Raw genomic sequence first — 16957 nt, 5'->3', positions numbered from 1 at the left:
ACTGTGATTGCTCGGGTGGGTCCGGGCGCCTTGGCCGTGCATTGTTCAAAACCCTATCGTCAACGCCTTCCAGAGGGGGAAGTTCATGCAAGCATTGAAGTGGTTGGTGGGCGCGCTCGCGCCCCGGTAGCGCCCACCGCCGCGCGCCGTCCCTGCCGGAACGGCGCGCGGCTCCCAAGGCCGTGTTGGAGGCGCGGCTTCAGGGCGCGAAGGGGGGATTCTGGTAGCCCACGGTGCCGGTGTTGCCGTCAAAGGTGTTGGCGCTCTGGGTGAGGGTGGAGTCCTTGAAGACGAAGACGCCCCAGCCGGCCCCCTGCGACACGAGCGAGTCCGTCAGCTGCAACCGGCCCCGCCCCGAATTGCCTCCGCCCAGGGAGATGTTGGCCCGGATGTCGCCCGCGCTCGTGAAGGAGTCGCAGCAGAATGGATCCGAGCCGCCATGGCTCACCCGCGCGGAGGCGATGACGTTGTTCGCGTTCGTGGACCGGATGGAGATGCCCTTCCAGGACCCCGGCGTCTCCGTCCTGCCCGTGAACACGATGGGGGCCGCCGCCGTGCCCCGCGCCACCAGGGAGCCCGTCGCCGTGATGCGCAGGCCGGACTCCGCTTCGAACTGGAGCCGCACGCCTGGCTCCAGCGTGAGCGCGCCCGCGTACTCCACGGTCGTGTTCGGGACGCCGGTGGAGATGCCATAGGGCACGTCCAGCTTGTGCAGCGTCTGCGCCGTGGCGGTGTCGGCCTCCGGCGCCGCCAGCAGGTGGACGGTGTTGTCGCCATTGGCCGAGGGGTTGGTGGCGCTGTTCCCGGAGTAGATGCTGGTGGCGTCCAGCGCGCTCGCGATGGACAGGCTCACGGTGACGGGCGCGCCCAGGTTGCCTCGGAAGAGGTTGCGCGAGAAGCCGGGCAGCCGCGCCTTGTTGAAGGCGAAGAGGCCCAGCGTCCCGCTCTTCTCCACCGTCGTATCCGTGATGCGCACCTGGGTGATGGAGTCCTGGAGCTGCGAGCCCAGCAGCACGGCCGCCCGCGCCTCGATGCTCCCACCCGGGCCGTAGAAGAAGTCACAGCAGAAGGAGTCCTCGCTGCCCGCGTAGGAGATGACCACGTGCTCCAGCACGTTCGCGGGGTTGTTGGACTTGAACGCGAGCCCCTTCCAGAAGCCCGGCGTGGCCGTCGTCCCCGTGAAGGTGATGGGCGCGGCCTCCGTGCCCACCGCGTTGAGGGAGCCTGTCGCCGTCATCAACAGACCCGCGTTGGGGCCGAAGCGGACCACCGTGCCAGGGGCGATGGTGAGCGCGCCGCTGACCTCCACCACGCCTGTCACCGCGTAGGTGCACTGCTGCTCACCCGGCGCCCAGGTCGTCGCGGCGGTCAGCTTCTCGGAGAGGGTCCGCACACAGGGGCCGCCCGGGTCTCCGTCCGGGCCGGGGCCGTCGCCCGGGTCGTCCGCTCCCCCTCCACAGGCGGCCAGCACGGAGGCCGCCACGAAGGGGAGGAAGCGCGGGAAGCGAAGCGGGGGTCGTTCCATGGGGAGTCATCCTCGGGAGCGTCAGCGGGGAAATGCCGCCGTCGGGGGGATTACGCCGACCCACGCGCATATTCTGGCGCGGCTCGGAAAGCCCCCGCGGGTGCCCGTGCGCACCCGCTAGAGTCCCGCGGATGACCGACCCGAACGCCGCTGACCCGACGCTGGACGCGCTGTTCGAGAACAACCGCCAGTGGGCCGCTTCGATGGTGGAGAAGGACGCCGACTTCTTCCGGAAGATGGCCAGCCATCAGTCTCCGGAGTACCTGTGGATCGGCTGCTCCGACAGCCGCGTGCCGGCCAATCAAATCGTCAACCTGATGGCGGGCGACCTGTTCGTCCACCGCAACATCGCCAACGTGGTGGTGCACACCGACCTGAACGCGCTGTCGGTGCTGCAATTCGCCATCGACCTGTTGCGCGTCCGGCACGTCATCGTCTGCGGCCACTACGGCTGCTCGGGCGTGCGCGCCGCGCTGGAGCGCAAGCGGGTGGGGCTGGCGGACAACTGGCTGCGGCACATCCAGGACGTGCACCAGAAGCATGAGCGGCTCCTGGGCGAAGGGCTGTCCCCCCGCGAACGGCACGACCGGCTGGGCGAACTCAACGTGCTGGAGCAGGTGCAGAACGTCAGCCACACCACCATCGTGCAGGACGCCTGGGAGCGCGGACAGCCGCTCACCGTGCATGGGTGGATCTACGGCGTGGAGGACGGCCTGCTCAAGGACCTGGGGCTGACGCTCGGCGGCCCGGACGAGCTGGCCGCGAAGCTGCCCGGGTGCCTCGCGCGCTACGCGTCCGCGCCGGCGCCGGCGCCGGAGCCGCCCCCGGAGCCGCTCAGGGCCGGATGGCGACCTTGAGCACGCCGTCCTTGCGCTGGCTGAACAGCGCATAGGCTTCGCGGATGTCCTTGAGCGCGAAGCGGTGCGTGAAGAGCGGCGTGAGGTCCACGCGCTTCGTGCGCACCACCTCCATCAGGCGGCGCATGCGCTCCTTGCCGCCCGGACAGAGCGTGGTGACGATGCGGTGGTCGCCCAGCCCGGCCGCGAAGGCATCGTAGGGCAGCTGCAGCTTGCCGGAGTACACCCCCAGGCTGGAGAGCGTGCCGCCGGGGTTGAGCGAGCGCAGCGCGCTCTCGAAGGTCTGCTGCGTGCCCAACGCCTCGATGGCCACGTCCACGCCGCCCCCGGTGAGCCGCTTCACCTCCGCCACCACGTCCTGGTTGCGGAAGTCGAGCGCCACGTCCACGCCCAGCTTCCGCGCCATGGCCAGCCGCGACTCGTCTCCGTCCACGCCAATCACCAGCGAGGCCCCCATCAGCCGGGCCCCCACGGAGGCGCACAGGCCAATGGGCCCCTGCGCGAACACCACCACCGCGTCGCCAATCTTCACGCCGCCGGACTCCGCGCCGCTGAAGCCCGTGGAGGCGATGTCCGCCAGCAGCAACACCTGTTCGTCCTTCAGCTCATCTGGAATCGGCGCCAGGTTGGCCTGCGCGAAGGGCACGCGGACGTACTCGGCCTGCACGCCGTTCATCGTGTTGCCCAGCCGCCAGCCCCCCGCCGCCTCCATGCCCTCGCCGTGGCCGCATTGGGACGCGTGCCCGGAGAGGCAGCCCCGGCACTGGCCGCAGGGGGTGATGGCGCCCACCAGCACGCGCTGCCCCACCTGATAGCCCGTCACGCCATCGCCCAGCGCGTCGATGACGCCCACCATCTCATGGCCCACGGTGAGGCCCGGCTTCACCGGGTACTCGCCCCGGACGATGTGCACGTCGGTGCCGCAGATGGTGGTGAGCGTCACCCGGACGACGGCCTCCCCCACGCCCGCCTTCGGACGTTCGACGTCCTCCAGGCCCACCTTGTCGATGCCTCGAAACACGGTCGCTCGCATGGCTCCACTCCTCTTGCTCAGGCGCGCGGCATGCGCACCGTCACCGCGGGCCGGTCGCTGCGCGCCATCACCTGCTGCGCCACCGAGCCCAGCACCGCCCGGCTCACGCCGGTGCGGCCGTGGGTCCCCAGGCACAGCAGGTCCACGCAGTGCCGCTCCGCGGCCTGGGTGATGACGCCCGCCACGTCGTCCCCGGTCAGCACCGACAGCTCCACCTGGTGGGCCCCGTCCTGTGCCTCGCGGGGCACCCGGAGCTCCAGCTGGCGCCGGGCGGCCTCGAGTTCCTCTTGCGTCGCGTCCGCGGGCTCCACGTGCAGCAGGTGCACCGTGCCCCCCGGAGGCGCGATGGCGAAGGCGTAGGCGATGGCGCGGTCCCCCGCCGCCATGAAGTCCGTGCTCGCGAGCACCGAGCGCACCCGGGGCAGCTCCGCCTCCAGCCCCTGCTCGGCCGTGAGCACCGGCACGCTCACCACCGACATGGAGGCCAGACGCCGCGCGGCCTGGGACACGCTCCACAGGCGTGCCAGCGCCTTGCGTTGGTGCGTGCCCACCACCAGCAGGTCCACCTGCTCCTCGGCGGCCAGCGCGACCAGGTGGTCCGCGACGCGTCCCAGGCCCGGCTCCATCCGCACGCGCACGGACGTGGACGCCGCGCGCAGCGGCTCCAACAGCGTGGCGGCCTCCTGCTCCAGCGCGTCGTGCAGCTCCGGGGAGATGTCCTTGTAGTTGTGCGGGTGCTCCAGCCCCAGCCGCTCCGCCTCCGTGCCGGCCCAGAAGACGTGCCCGCCCACCACCTCCAGCGGGCCGAACCTCGCCAGGCCCTTCACCCACTCGCGCGCGACCTCGAAGGGCCGCGAGCGGTCCAGGCCCAACATCACCCGCAGGGCCCGCTCCCCGCGCGCCCAGGCCTCCAGCGCCGCGTTTCCGCGGACCACCAGGAAGGGGACGTCCAGCTCCTGCGCCATCCGGTCCACCGTGCCCCCCAGGCCTCGGAAGGGCGTCGGCTCGTCCGGGGCCGAGGCCACCACCAGCTGGAAGCCCCGCTCCGCCGCCAGCTCGCTCACGGCCTGCTCGGGCTCCCCCGTCAGCAGCACGGTCTCGACGCCCACGGCGCCCAGGGTCTCCAGCCTCCGCGCCTCTCCCTGGAGCGCGGACAGGGCGGCCTCGCGGACGGACTGGCCGAAGGTCCGCATCAGCGTCTTGGACACCACGTGGATCAGGCAGAGCGGAGCGTTCATCCGTCGGGAGAGCAGCGCCACGGTGTCGCTGGTGCGCCGGGCGGCATCCGAGAAATTGGTGGTGCAGGCGATGGCCATGGGGGCGCCTCGAATCGCGGTCACGCCGTGAAGGTAGTCACCGCGTCCGCACGCCATGCCCGGGGCGATGGAGGAGGCGCGGCGCGCGTCGGGCCGTCTGCCTTCAGCGCGCCAGCACCCGCCTCCCAGCCGTGCGCCCCGTGCGCCTTCGCCCCTGGGGGACGGGCTGCGTTGCCAGTCGCTGGACCGGACTCCAGGTTTCTGCTGGTGCCTGTGTCATGCGAGTCCCCGTTTCCGCCAGCCGCCTGCCCGTTCTCCTGGATGTGTCGCGGGGGGCGGACGCCCGAGAGGCGGGCCGCCGTCCGCCGCGTCGTCCCCGCGGCCGGGCGCGGCCCGCGACGGGGCCGCGCCCGCCATGAGCCCCCCGACGCCAGGCCTCCCCCGCGTCATGCCGTCGCCGGGCCACCCGCCGCGGCGGCTCGCGCGCGCGTTCGCGGTGCTCGTGCCCGTGGCGAGCGTGTTCGCTCCGTTGCTGGCGGCGGTCGTGTTGGGGGGCTGGGCGCTGGGGATCCCCAGCCTCATCCAGAGGCTCATCCCGGTGGACGCGCGGGTCATGCCGCCCGACATCGCGCTGGGCCTGATGGCGGCGGGCGTCGCCCTCTGGCTGCTGCACGTCCCGGCCGCGCGCGGCTGGAGGCTGGGCGTGGGGCGGGGCCTGGCGACGGCGGCCGTGCTGCTGGGGGCGGAAGGCCTGGGCCGCTACCTCGCCGCCGAGGAGGGGCCCGGCTTCACCGGGCCCTGGCTGAGGGCGCTCCTCGCGCGGAGCGACCTGTCGTCCTGGGTACGCCCCTCCCCGGGGGGCGCGCTGAGCCTGCTGCTCCTGGGGGTGTCGCTCTGGCTGCTGCACGTCCGCGAGCGCCGGGGCTGGTACCCCGCGCGGTGGCTGGCCTTCGGCGTCGCGCTGATCGCGTCGCGGGTCTTCATCGGGTTCCTGTACCAGGAGCACGCGCTCGACGTGGCCGCCCTGAACCCGCGGATGCCACCCTCCGTGCCCATGGGCATCCACACCGCGCTGGCCCTGTTGCTGCTGTCGCTGGGTGTCCTCTCCGTCCATCCGGAGCACGGCATGCTGGGCGTGCTGCTGCGGGACGACCTGGGCGGCCACTCCGCGCGGCGGCTGCTGCCCGCGGCCCTCTTCGTGGTCCTGGCGGTGGGCGGGGTCCGTCTGCTGGGCGAGTGGTTGGGGCTGTACGGGACCGCGTTCGGCGTCACGCTCTTCGTGCTCCTGGTCATGGTGGCCTTCATCGCCGTGTCCGTCTGGAACGCGGACGCCCTCTCCCGGCTGCATGCGCGGCGGCTGCAGGCGGAGGACGTCCTGCGCCTGAGCGAGGAGCGCTTCCGGACCGCGTTCGAGCACGCGCCCATCGGCATGGCGCTGCTCTCGGTGGACGGGCGCTTCCTCGACACGAACGCCGCGCTCCGCGGCATCGTCGGCTATTCACGCGATGAGCTGCTCAGCCGGTCGGTCAGCGACATCACCGTCCCCGAGGACCTGCCGGCGGACCAGGAGAACGCCGAGCGGCTGCGGAGCGGTGACATCAACTCCTTCCAGCGGGAGAAGCACTACATCCACAAGGACGGCCGGAGGATCACCATCCTGGTGAAGGGCTCGGTGGTTCGCGATGCCCAGGGGGCGGCGCTGCACTTCATCTCGCAGATCCAGGACATCACGGAGCGCAACGAGCTGGCGCAGGCGTGGCGCTTCCTGGCGGAGGTGGGCCCCCGGCTCGCGGCGGCGTCGCTGGAGCCTCGGAAGACGCTGGCCACGGTGGCGGCGCTCGCCGTGCCGACGCTGGCGGACTGGTGCCTGGTGGACTTCCTGGGGGAGGACGGAGACGTGCAAGGGGTGGAGACCGCCGCCGCCATGCCGGAGACGGCGGCCCGGCTGCGGGAGATGCTGAAGCAGTACCCGCATGCGCCCTTCCGCCAGGGGGGGCTCATCGCCTCCGTGCTGCGCAGCGGACAGCCGGTGCTGTTGCCGGAGGTCTCGTGGGAGGTGCTCCAGCGGACCGCGGAGGATGCCGCGCACCTGGAGTTCCTGCGCGGGCTCGCGCCGGCGTCCGCGCTCATCGTGGCCCTGCGGTTCCGGGGGCAGAACCTGGGGGCCCTCATCCTCGCCACCTCCGAGTCCGGGCGCCGCTACGGGGCGCGCGACCTCGCCCTGGCGGAGGAGCTGGCGCGCAGGGGCTCGCTCGCGCTGGAGAATGCCTACCTGCATCAGCGGTCCGAACAGGCCACCCGCGTGCGCGACGAGGTCCTGCGCATCGTGGCCCACGACCTGCGCGCGCCCCTCAACGTCATCTCGCTGAGCACCGGGATGCTCGCCAGGGCCCTGCCCGCCCCTGGCGGTCACAAGTCCCTGGAGTCCATCGAGAAGTCGGTCCATCGCGCGAACCGGCTCATCCAGGACCTGCTGGACGTGGCGCGGATGGAGGGGGGCAACCTGACGGTGGACCGCGAGCCGCTGGAGGTGGCGCCGCTCATCCAGGAAGCGGTGGAGCAGCACCGCGCGCTGATGGAGGCGAAGTCCCTTCAGCTGGTGGCCCGTGTTCCGCGGGGCCTGCCCCCCGTGCTCGCGGACCGTGAGCGGGTGCTGCAGATCCTCTCCAACCTGATGGGCAACGCGCTCAAGTTCACGCCCGAGGGTGGGCGCATCACCCTGCGCGTCCAGCCGGAGGCGGGACAGGTCCGCTTCCTGGTGAGCGACACGGGCCCCGGCATCGCGGCGGCGGACCTGCCGCACCTCTTCGAGCGCTTCTGGCAGGCCGGAGTGAAGCGGAGGGAGGGCGCGGGTCTGGGGCTCGCCATCGTGAAGGGGCTGGTGGAGGCCCACGGCGGACAGGTCCACGCGGAGAGCCGCGCCGGCGGAGGGAGCACGTTCGGCTTCACGCTCCCAGCGGGGCCGGTCACCCCCGCCACCGACCTCGCCTGACACGCGCTGGGCGGGAGCAGGGGCCAAAGGCACGCGAGCGGCGCCCTGCTCACGCGGTGCTCCGGCTCGAACGCGGGGTGGGTGCCGGGCGGCGCCGCGAGCGCAGCCACTTCTCCAGCCCCACGATGGGCAGGACCGCGGCGCCCACCAGCACCGACCGGCCGATGGCCCCCCACGACAACGGCGCGGAGCCGAAGATGCGCTGGAGGAAGGGCACGTACATGAAGGCCGCCTGCAACAGCACCAGCAGCGCGATGCCCACGAAGACGGCGCGGTTGCTGGAGAAGCCCACCTCCCGGGTGGAGCCGGTCAGCGTGCGGCACAGCCACAGGTAGAAGATCTGGAAGCTGACGACGGTGTTGACCGCCATCGTGCGGGCCTCGGCCAGCGCGAGCGCGTTGGCGGCGGCGGCGCGTCCCCCCTGGCGCTGGAGCTCCCAGAGGAACAGGCCGATGGCGCCCGCCGCCATCAACAGCGCGACGAGGCCGGTGCGCATCACCACGAAGTGGCTGAGCACCGGCGTGTCGGGCGCGCGCGGCGGGCGGCGCATGACGTGGCGCTCGCGGGCCTCGAAGGCCAGCGGCAGCGCCAGGGTGACGGTGGCCACCAGGTTGATCCACAGCAGCTGCGTGGGGCGCATCGCCAGCAGCGGCTCGTGCACGCCGCCCGCTCCCTGGAGGGGGAAGAAGGTCACGCCCAGCATGAGGATGAGGGCGAGCCCCAGGTTGGTGGGCAGCACGAAGGCCAGCGACTTGACCAGGTTGTCGTAGACGCGGCGGCCCTCCTCCACGGCGGCGACGATGGTCGCGAAGTTGTCGTCCGTCAGCACCAGGTCCGCCGCCTCGCGGGACACCGCCGTGCCGGTGATGCCCATGGCCACGCCGATGTTGGCCTGCTTGAGCGCGGGCGCGTCGTTGACGCCGTCGCCCGTCATCGCCACCACGTCTCCCTGGGCCTGGAGCGCGCGCACCAGCCGCAGCTTGTGTTCGGGGGCCAGGCGCGCGAACACGTTCGTGTCCCGCACCGCCCGGCCCAGCTCCGCGTCGCTCAGGGCGGCCAGGCGCGCGCCCGTGAGCCCCGGGTGCTCCGGCGAGTGGATGCCCAGCTGGAGCCCGATGGCCTCCGCCGTGCCCAGGTGGTCGCCGGTCATCATCTTCACGTGGATGCCGGCGGCGTGGCAGGCCTCCACGGACGCCACGGCCTCCTCGCGGGGCGGGTCGATCATCCCCTGGAGCCCCAGCAGCGTGAAGCCCTCCTCCGCGTCGTGCGGCGCCAGGGCCTCGCTGTGGGGCGCGTCCTTGCGCGCGAACGCGAGCACGCGCAGCCCCTGCCGGGCCATGCGGTCGACCTGCTCCAGCACGGCGTCCCGGTCCGTCTGGGGACCGCAGCGGCGGAGCACGGCCTCCGGGGCGCCCTTGAGGAACAGCTCGCGGTGCTCCGGGCCGCCCGCGTTCAGCGTGGCCATGAACTGGTGTTCGGACTCGAAGGGGATGGCGTCCAGGCGGGGATGGCGCTCGCGCAGGTCCGTCACGCCCAGCCCTCCCTTCTTCGCGGCGAACAGCAGCGCGCCCTCCGTGGGGTCGCCGGTCATCCCCCAGCGCCCCTCCCGGGGCTGGAGGTCGGCTTCGTTGCAGAGCACGCCCGCGAGCAGCAGGGCGTACACGTCCTCCGGCACCGGCGACAGCGGGCGCCCGTGGCGCAGGACCTGCCCTCGGGGAGTGTGGCCCACGCCGGTGAGCGCGTAGTGCCCCTTCCAGGTCCACAGCGCCTGCACGGTCATCTCATTGCGCGTGAGGGTGCCCGTCTTGTCCGTGCAGATGACGGTGGTGCTGCCCAGCGTCTCCACCGCGGGCAGCTTCCGGATGACGGCGCGCCGGGCCGCCATGCGCTGCACGCCAATGGCCAGGGCGATGGTGACGATGGCGGGCAGGCCCTCCGGAATCGCGGCCACCGCCAGGGTGATGGCCACCAGCACGGCGTCGCTGAACGGATACCCGCGCAGCATCCCCACCCCCAGCAGCACCCCGGACATGAGGACGATGCCCGCCGTGATGACGCGGCCCAGCCGTGAGAGCTCCCGCGTCAGCGGCGTGCTCAGGTCGGCGGCCTGCTCCATCAGGTGGGAGATGCGGCCCAGCTCGGTGTCGCGCCCCGTGGCCACCACCACCGCGGTCGTCGTGCCGGAGGTCACCAGCGTGCCCCCGAAGGCCAGGCTCGCCCGGTCCCCCAGCTCCGCGTCCCCGGCGACGGCCGCGACGTGCTTGCTGGAGGGGACGGACTCGCCGGTGAGCGCGGCCTCCTCCACCTGGAGGTTGCGGGAGTGCAGCAGGCGCAGGTCCGCGGGGACGCGGTCCCCGGACGCGAGCTGCACGACGTCCCCGGGGACCAGCTCCGCCGCGGGCCGGGTCACCGGGTGGCCGTCGCGCAGCACCAGGGTGCTCTCCGGCACCATGTGGTTCAGCGCCGCGATGGCCCGGCCCGCCCGGTACTCCTGCACGAAGCCGATGACGGTGTTGAGCACCACCACGGCGGCCACCACCAGCCCGTCCGTCACCTTGCCCAGGAGGATGGCCAGCCCCGCGGAGGCGATGAGCACCCAGATGAGGGGGCTGTTCACCTGCCGCCACAGGAGCCTCCACGCGCTCTCGGGGCGCTCGCGCTCCAGCACGTTGGGCCCGTGACGCGCGAGCCGCTCCCGGGCCGCCGCCTCCGTCAGTCCCGAGGCGGTGCTGGTCAGCTGTGCCAGCACCGCCTCGGGGGGCAGGGCGTGCCAGGAGACGGAGCGGTCCCCGGGGGCCCGGAGGCCGGCCTGCTTCCTGGAGCGTGGCGTCTCCCGCATGGCGTGTCTCCCTGGGGGAAGCTGGCCATGCCTGGAGACGAAAGGCCCCGATAGGGAGCCTGCCGTCCACCGGCCGGAGTGCCCGGCCGCCCTCACGCGCCCGACGTCAGGGGTTGAACGTCAGCGTGTAGTTGGACGAGGAGCCCGTATCGAGCTGCCGGTAGCCCAGGGAGCGCGAGGCGGTGCTGCAGGTGTTGTCGCACCACTCGAAGGCGGTGGACGGCGTGCACGTGGAGTACGCGCCGGCCCAGACCTTCCCGCCGCCCTCCGCGTAGTAATACGAGTAGCGGTTCGGCAGGGAGGAGCCATAGACAATCTTGCATTCGCCTGGGTTCAGGCTCCACCAGCCCTTCTTCTGCCAGAGGCTGCCGTCCTCCGAGGCGCAGGAGGGCGAGTACCACTCATACGTGGTGTAGATCGTGACGCTGGTTCCATTGCAGTATTGCATCCAGGCATGGGCCGGTCCCGCCGTCCCCAGTCCCAATGCCAACGCCAGTGCCGCCGCGAACTTTTGAATCGACATGTGAGCCTCCTCGGGTCGTGACGCGATGACGGGTGGGACTACCGGGCCTCGCGGCGAGCGCCGCCAGGAGTGGTGAGGCCGGAGGACTCCGCCTGCCGCGCGGCCTCCGTGCCAGGGGCGGCGCGCAGCTGGGGCGCGGCGCCGGGGTCGACCACGTACTTCACCGGCACCGCCGTCACCGCCGAGTCGGTCCGCGTGGCCGCCAGCTGCTCCACGGACGGCAGGCCCTGGGCCGGTGCGGCCTGGAGCTCGGAGGCCGCGGCCTGGGGCGCCTCCTCCCGGGGGGCCTCCCCACAGCCCGCCGCCAGCGCCGCCAGGCCCCACATCATCAGCGTTGCATGCTTCTTCATCATGCCAGCTCCATTGGAAATGCCGCCCCGCGCGTGGGCGGACTGTCTCTCTTACGCGCGGGAGATTGTTTATTCGTCAGGGCTGACAGGGTTTCGTCCGGCCTGGATGTTTGTAGTTGAGAGGGATTCCACGGGCGCGGGGGCCCGCTTCACGCAGGACGAGGGAAAAAGGGCGAGCGCGGCCAGGGCCCACAGCGACCGGTACAGGAGGGACATCGTGACTCCCGGGAAAGAAGGAAGACCAGATGGTCACGATGGCCCGGGGGCGTGCCCAGGCGGCCGAGGGGGCCGGTCCTCCCACCCCGTGGGGCACGCCCGCCTGGGTGTCCTCCAGGCCACCTGCGCGTGCGACCTCTGGCCACCCCCCGGGGGGCCACTCTCCCTTTGAAATCCGGGACGCCTTCCCGTAGTTTCCCCCGCGACTTCGAGGAGCGTTGCGAGGCCCTCCCGGCCCCAGGCTCGAAGCCGAATGACCCAACGGCGCTCACCTGTACGCGTTGCCTGCGAGGGTGAGCCTGCCTGTGAAGGGCCTGTCCTCTTCCTCGCCAGCACGGCGCGCCCCCTGGATCCGGAGCCACACCATGACCGCGGTTACCCAGAAGCAGAATCACGACTACGCCATCGCCGACCTCAAGCTCGCCAGCTGGGGCCGCAAGGAGATCCGCATCGCGGAGAGCGAGATGCCGGCGCTCATGGCCATCCGCGACGAGTACGCGAAGCAGCAGCCGCTCAAGGGCGCTCGCGTCACGGGTTCGTTGCACATGACCATCCAGACCGCGGTGCTGGTGGAGACGCTCCAGGCGCTGGGCGCCCAGGTGCGCTGGGCGTCCTGCAACATCTTCTCCACCCAGGACCACGCGGCCGCCGCGCTGGTGGAGGCCGGCACGCCGGTGTTCGCGCACAAGGGCGAGTCCCTGAAGGAGTACTGGGACTTCACCCACCGCATCTTCGAGTTCGGCCCCGCCGGCAGCGACCACGAGGGTCCGAACATGATCCTCGACGACGGTGGTGACGCCACGCTGCTCATGCACCTGGGCAAGCGCGCGGAGAAGGACCTGTCCGTCATCGCCAACCCCCAGAGCGAGGAGGAGCGTGAGCTGTACGCCTCCATCAAGGCGAAGCTCGCCGAGGACGCGACCTGGTACTCGCGCAAGAGCGCGAAGATCCTCGGCGTCACCGAGGAGACCACCACGGGCGTGCACCGCCTCCAGGAGATGTCCGTCAAGGGCACGCTCCTGTTCCGCGCCATCAACGTCAACGACAGCGTGACGAAGAGCAAGTTCGACAACCTGTACGGCTGCCGCGAGTCCCTGGTGGACGGCATCAAGCGCGCCACGGACGTGATGGTGGCCGGGAAGATCGCCGTCGTCGCGGGCTATGGCGACGTGGGCAAGGGCTCCGCGCAGGCCCTGCGCGCGCTGTCCGCCCAGGTGTGGGTGACGGAGATCGACCCCATCTGCGCGCTCCAGGCCGCGATGGAGGGCTACCGCGTCGTGACCATGGACTACGCGGCGGACAAGGCGGACATCTTCGTCACCGCCACGGGTAACAAGAGCGTCATCACCCACGAGCACATGGCCAAGATGAAGGACCAGGCCATCGTCTGCAACATCGGCCACTTCGACAATGAGATCGAGGTCGCCTCCCTGGAGAAGTACCAGTGGGAGGAGATCAAGCCCCAGGTCGACCACGTCATCTTCCCGGACAACAAGCGCATCATCCTGCTGGCGAAGGGCCGCCTGGTGAACCTGGGCTGCGGCACCGGCCACCCCAGCTACGTGATGTCCAGCTCGTTCGCGAACCAGACCATCGCGCAGATCGAGCTGTACTCGCACAGCGACAAGTACCAGGTGGGCAAGGTGTACGTGCTGCCCAAGCACCTGGACGAGAAGGTCGCCCGGCTCCAGCTGAAGAAGCTCAACGCGCAGCTCACGGAGCTCACCCCGGAGCAGGCCAGCTACATCGGCGTGCAGAAGAGCGGCCCGTACAAGCAGGACACCTACCGCTACTAGCCGCCGCCTGAAGTGACACCCGGGGCACCGTGGGCCAGCAGGCCCGCGGTGCCCTTCGTGTCTCCACGCCCCGTCAGAACAGCCGGTTGAGGCCGTTGAGCGCCGCCACGCGGTACGCCTCCGCCATGGTGGGGTAGTTGAACGTGGTGTTGATGAAGTAGTCGATGCTGTTGCCCGGCCAGTCCTGCGCCATGATGGCCTGCCCGATGTGGATGATCTCCGAGGCGTTGTCCCCGAAGCAGTGGATGCCGAGGATCTCCCGCGTCTCCCGGTGGAAGAGCAGCTTCAGCATGCCCACGGTGCGGCCGGTGATCTGCGCGCGCGCCAGGCTCTTGAAGAAGGCGTGGCCGACTTCATAGGGGACGCCCGCCAGGGTGAGCTCGCGCTCGGTGCGGCCCAGGCTGCTGATCTCCGGGCTGGTGTAGATGCCCGTGGGGATGTCCTTGACCAGCTTGTGCTCCAGCCGCCCCTCCACGATGTGCGTGGCGGCGAAGCGGCCCTGGTCATAGGAGGCGCTGGCCAGGGAGGGCGCGCCCACCACGTCCCCCACCGCGTAGATGTGCGGGACGGACGTCTGGTAGCCGTCGTTGACCTGGATGCACCCGCGCGAGTCCACCGCGATGCCCAGCGCCTCCAGGCCCAGGTCCTGGCTGTTGCCGGAGCGGCCGTTGGCCCAGAGGAAGACGTCCGCCTTCAGCCGCTTGCCGCTCTTCAGGTGGAGCACCACGCTGTCGTCGTGCGCCTCCACCTGGGTCATCTCCTCCTGGTGGCGGATGAGCACGCCCTGCTCGCGCAGGTGGTAGGAGAGCGCGTCGGAGATTTCGTCGTCCAGGAAGGACAGCAGCCGGTCCCGCGTGTTCACCAGGTCCACCTTCACGCCGAGCATCCGGAACATGGAGGCGTACTCACAGCCGATGACGCCCGCGCCGTAGATGATCATCGACAGCGGGGACTCGCGCAGCCGCAGGATGGTGTCCGAGTCGAAGATGCGCGGGTGGCGGAAGTCCACGCTCGCCGGGTGGTAGGGCCGTGAGCCGGTGGCCACCACGAACGCGTCCGCGGAGAGCAGCTCCACGGAGCCGCGCGGCTCCGTGACCTCCACGGTGTGCGCGTCCCGGAAGCGCGCCCGGCCCACCACCAGCTCCACGCGGTTGCGCTCGTAGAAGGTGCTGCGCAGCTGCACCTGCTTAGACACCACCGTGGTCGCGGCCCGCATCATGTCCTTGAGCGTGGTGTGGCGGGCCAGGTCCGCCCTCAGCTCCGGGTGGTCCTGCTGCACGTCCATCAGCCGCTGGATGGCGTGGCGCAGCGCCTTGGAGGGGATGGTGGCGGTGTGCGTGCAGGCGCCGCCCACGAGGGGGCTCTGTTCCACGGAGCACACCCGGCGGCCGGACTTCACCGCCTTCATCGAAGCCCCTTCACCCCCCGGACCCGAGCCGAGGACCACCACGTCGAACCGCCGAGCACTCATGGGGCCGGAGTGTTCCCCCAACCCCGGCCCCGAGGGAAGAAATCACCCCGGGGCCGGGCACTGCTTCACACATCACGGCGCGTACGAGGCCTTCAACTGCACGCCGCTGTAGTCCGTGTAGCCCTTGAGCATCACGTGGTAGACGCCGGCCGCCGGGTACCCCAGGTGGCACGACTCCGTGTTCCCAGCGGCCATGGAGCGGCAGTCGTAGACAAAGTCCTCCGGCGCGGCGTCCCGGCGGATGTAGAGGTCCGCGTCGCCGGTGCCGCCCAGGGTCGTCACGTCCAGGGCGGTCTGCCCGGCCGGGACGGTGAGGGTCCAGTAGCGGTAGGAGTCCTTCAGGCCCGACAGGCCGGACACCGTCTGGTTGTTCACCAGCACGCCGGTGCCACCCCCACTGCTCACATAGGTCGCGCGCAGGAACGCTCCGGAGAGCGTCAGGGAGGGGGCCGCGTTGTAGAGCTTCACGTGCCAGGTGCCCGCCGCGGGCGCGTTGAGGGTGCACGACTGGCTGTTGTGGGTGCCACCCAGCGTGCCGGCGCAGTCATAGGACGTCATCGTGGGCGCGCTGCCGCGCTTCACGTAGAGGTGCGCGGTGCCTCCGGAGCCGCCGTAGGTGTCGACGGTGAGGCGGGTGGCCCCCGCCGGCACGTTGAGCGTGTAGTCACAGGAGAAGGTGCCAGGCGGCGCGCTCACGCCGGACGTGGGGGAGTTGTTGGTGAGCGGGCTGGTCGTGGTGCAGCCCGGGTAGCCGCCGGACAGGGTGTACGTGCCCGTGAGGCTCGCGCCGGAGAACGCGCCATAGCCATACATCCGCGCGTAGTAGACGCCGGACTCCGTCACGTTGAGCGTGCACGTCTCCGAGTTGGTGGAGCCGGAGGACTTGCAGTCATACGTCGTCTCGTTGGGGGAGGAGCCCCGGCGCACGTACAGGTCGCCGTCGCCCGTGCCCCCGCTGGTGACGAAGTCCACGCGGGTCGCCCCCGTGGGGACATAGAGCAGGTAGATGCAGGACCAGCTCGCCGCCGCCGTGCCCAGGCCGGAGGCCGGGACGCCGTTGGTCAGCGTCGTCGTGCTGGTGCAGCCGGAGCTGCCGCTCGGCGTATAGGTCGCCGTCAGGCTCAGGCCGGTGAAGGCCGCGTAGCCGTAGAGCTTCACGTAGTACGTGCCCACCTGCGCGTTGGTGATGGCGCAGCTCTCCGCGTTGCTGCTCTTGTCGGACTTGCAGTCATACGTCCCCGTCGTCGGCTCCGCGCCGTACCGCACATAGAGGTCCGCGTCCCCCGAGCCGGAGGTGGTGACGAAGCTGAGCGTGCTGGCCGCGGAGTTGACGCTCAGGGTGTACGTGCAGGACCACTCGCCGGTGTTCGCGCTGATGTTGGTCACCGCCACGTTGCTGGTGAGCGGGATCAGCCCCGTGCAGCCGGCGGCCAGGGCCTGGAGCCGCTCCTCTGGAGGCGGGCCCTTCTCCGTCACGGGGGCCGCTTCGGCGGCCCCTTCCACCGGCGCTTCGACAGCCAGGTCCGCGGACGACTCCAGCTCCTCGCCACATCCCGCCAGGGCCCATGTCAGCCATGCAGCGGCGAAGGCCTTCCATGCCAGACGCTTCAAGGTTTGCTCCTTGGTTGTTGAGAAGGTGTTGCACCCGCGGCCGCGAATGTCTGTCATCGCGAGGCCGTCGGATGAGGAGAAACCTAACATCCGTGTCTGACATTTTGGGTGCGGGGAGGCCGCACGGCGGGAGCGGCTCAGCTGGTGGCTCCAGGCCATCCGGGATAGGGTTCGCGGCGGGCAGTCGGGCCGGCGAACCGCGAGAGCACCATGAGCGATTTCCCCCGGAAGCCGGACCCTGCGTCTCCTCCCATCCCGTCCGAACCCGCCATGGCGGGGCGCCGCCGCGCCGGCCGGGCGCTGCTCACGGCCTCCGCCGTGGGCATGACCCTCGCGGCCGCCGGGTGCGGTTCCCTGATGACCACGAATCCGGCCCCCTGCAACTACGACGACGGCTTTCAGGACGGCTGCGAGGGGACCGGCCAGCCCGATGCGGGTGTCGACGGCGGGACGGACGCCGGCTCCATCCTGGTTCCCTAGAGGCCGCG

Annotated in this window: 12 protein-coding genes and 1 riboswitch; of the genes, 4 read left to right on the top strand and 8 right to left on the bottom strand. The window is 71.1% G+C overall.

Going from position 1 to position 16957, the window contains the following annotated elements:
- Nucleotides 1-199: 199 nt before the first annotated feature.
- Nucleotides 200-1525 carry a hypothetical protein gene (locus GTY96_RS25250; RefSeq protein WP_161666041.1) on the bottom strand — a complete coding sequence of 442 codons (1326 nt, stop codon included), beginning with the start codon at nt 1523-1525 and terminating at the stop codon, nt 200-202.
- A 131-nt stretch (nt 1526-1656) separates the two neighbouring features.
- Here GTY96_RS25250 and can point away from each other — a divergent pair, with 131 nt between their 5' ends.
- Complete coding sequence (gene can, locus GTY96_RS25245; RefSeq protein WP_161666040.1) at nt 1657-2382, top strand: carbonate dehydratase; 726 nt, start codon at nt 1657-1659, stop codon at nt 2380-2382.
- Here the strand turns inward: can and GTY96_RS25240 are convergent.
- Nucleotides 2360-3415, bottom strand: coding sequence for a zinc-binding dehydrogenase (locus GTY96_RS25240; RefSeq protein WP_143905382.1), 1056 nt, complete (start codon nt 3413-3415; stop codon nt 2360-2362). The two genes, can and GTY96_RS25240, sit on opposite strands and share 23 nt — an antisense overlap.
- 17 nt (nt 3416-3432) lie before the next feature.
- The gene (locus GTY96_RS25235) at nt 3433-4731 is read right to left on the bottom strand and encodes a universal stress protein (protein WP_161666039.1); all 1299 of its coding nucleotides are present in this window, start codon (nt 4729-4731) and stop codon (nt 3433-3435) included.
- Between the two features lie 355 nt (nt 4732-5086).
- Between GTY96_RS25235 and GTY96_RS38360 the strand changes: the two genes are divergently transcribed.
- Entirely contained in the window at nt 5087-7663 is a 2577-nt protein-coding gene (locus tag GTY96_RS38360) for a sensor histidine kinase (RefSeq protein ID WP_268903975.1), read from the top strand.
- Nucleotides 7664-7712: 49 nt separating this feature from the next.
- Here the strand turns inward: GTY96_RS38360 and GTY96_RS25225 are convergent, their stop codons facing one another.
- From GTY96_RS25225 to GTY96_RS25215, 3 genes are all read right to left on the bottom strand, one after another.
- Nucleotides 7713-10502: a cation-translocating P-type ATPase gene (locus GTY96_RS25225; RefSeq protein WP_161666038.1), complete on the bottom strand. Its 2790-nt coding sequence runs from the start codon at nt 10500-10502 to the stop codon at nt 7713-7715.
- Nucleotides 10503-10608: 106 nt separating this feature from the next.
- The gene (locus GTY96_RS25220) at nt 10609-11025 is read right to left on the bottom strand and encodes a DUF1036 domain-containing protein (protein WP_201756379.1); all 417 of its coding nucleotides are present in this window, start codon (nt 11023-11025) and stop codon (nt 10609-10611) included.
- 38 nt (nt 11026-11063) lie between these two features.
- On the bottom strand, nt 11064-11375 hold the full coding sequence (locus tag GTY96_RS25215) for a hypothetical protein (protein ID WP_161666037.1): 312 nt from the start codon (nt 11373-11375) through the stop codon (nt 11064-11066).
- Between the two features lie 420 nt (nt 11376-11795).
- Nucleotides 11796-11868: riboswitch (S-adenosyl-L-homocysteine riboswitch) on the top strand.
- 88 nt (nt 11869-11956) lie between these two features.
- On the opposite strand from GTY96_RS25215, the gene ahcY reads away from it, so the two are divergent.
- The gene (ahcY, locus tag GTY96_RS25210) at nt 11957-13387 is read left to right on the top strand and encodes an adenosylhomocysteinase (protein ID WP_143905374.1); all 1431 of its coding nucleotides are present in this window, start codon (nt 11957-11959) and stop codon (nt 13385-13387) included.
- 73 nt (nt 13388-13460) lie between these two features.
- Here ahcY and sthA read toward each other — a convergent pair whose 3' ends face one another.
- Together sthA and GTY96_RS25200 are read right to left on the bottom strand one after the other, a co-directional pair.
- Nucleotides 13461-14858 (bottom strand): Si-specific NAD(P)(+) transhydrogenase, encoded by a 1398-nt coding sequence (gene sthA / locus GTY96_RS25205; RefSeq protein ID WP_143905372.1) that lies wholly within the window; start codon nt 14856-14858, stop codon nt 13461-13463.
- Between the two features lie 72 nt (nt 14859-14930).
- Nucleotides 14931-16469 carry a PPC domain-containing protein gene (locus GTY96_RS25200; RefSeq protein ID WP_161666036.1) on the bottom strand — a complete coding sequence of 513 codons (1539 nt, stop codon included), beginning with the start codon at nt 16467-16469 and terminating at the stop codon, nt 14931-14933.
- Between the two features lie 210 nt (nt 16470-16679).
- Between GTY96_RS25200 and GTY96_RS25195 the strand changes: the two genes are divergently transcribed.
- Nucleotides 16680-16949, top strand: coding sequence for a hypothetical protein (locus GTY96_RS25195; protein ID WP_161666035.1), 270 nt, complete (start codon nt 16680-16682; stop codon nt 16947-16949).
- The last annotated feature ends 8 nt before the right edge of the window (nt 16950-16957 follow it).

Source organism: Corallococcus silvisoli (assembly GCF_009909145.1).
Taxonomy (GTDB): domain Bacteria; phylum Myxococcota; class Myxococcia; order Myxococcales; family Myxococcaceae; genus Corallococcus; species Corallococcus silvisoli.
The sequence above is the reverse complement of the archived record's forward strand: the minus strand, read 5'-3'. Positions and strand labels throughout refer to the sequence as shown.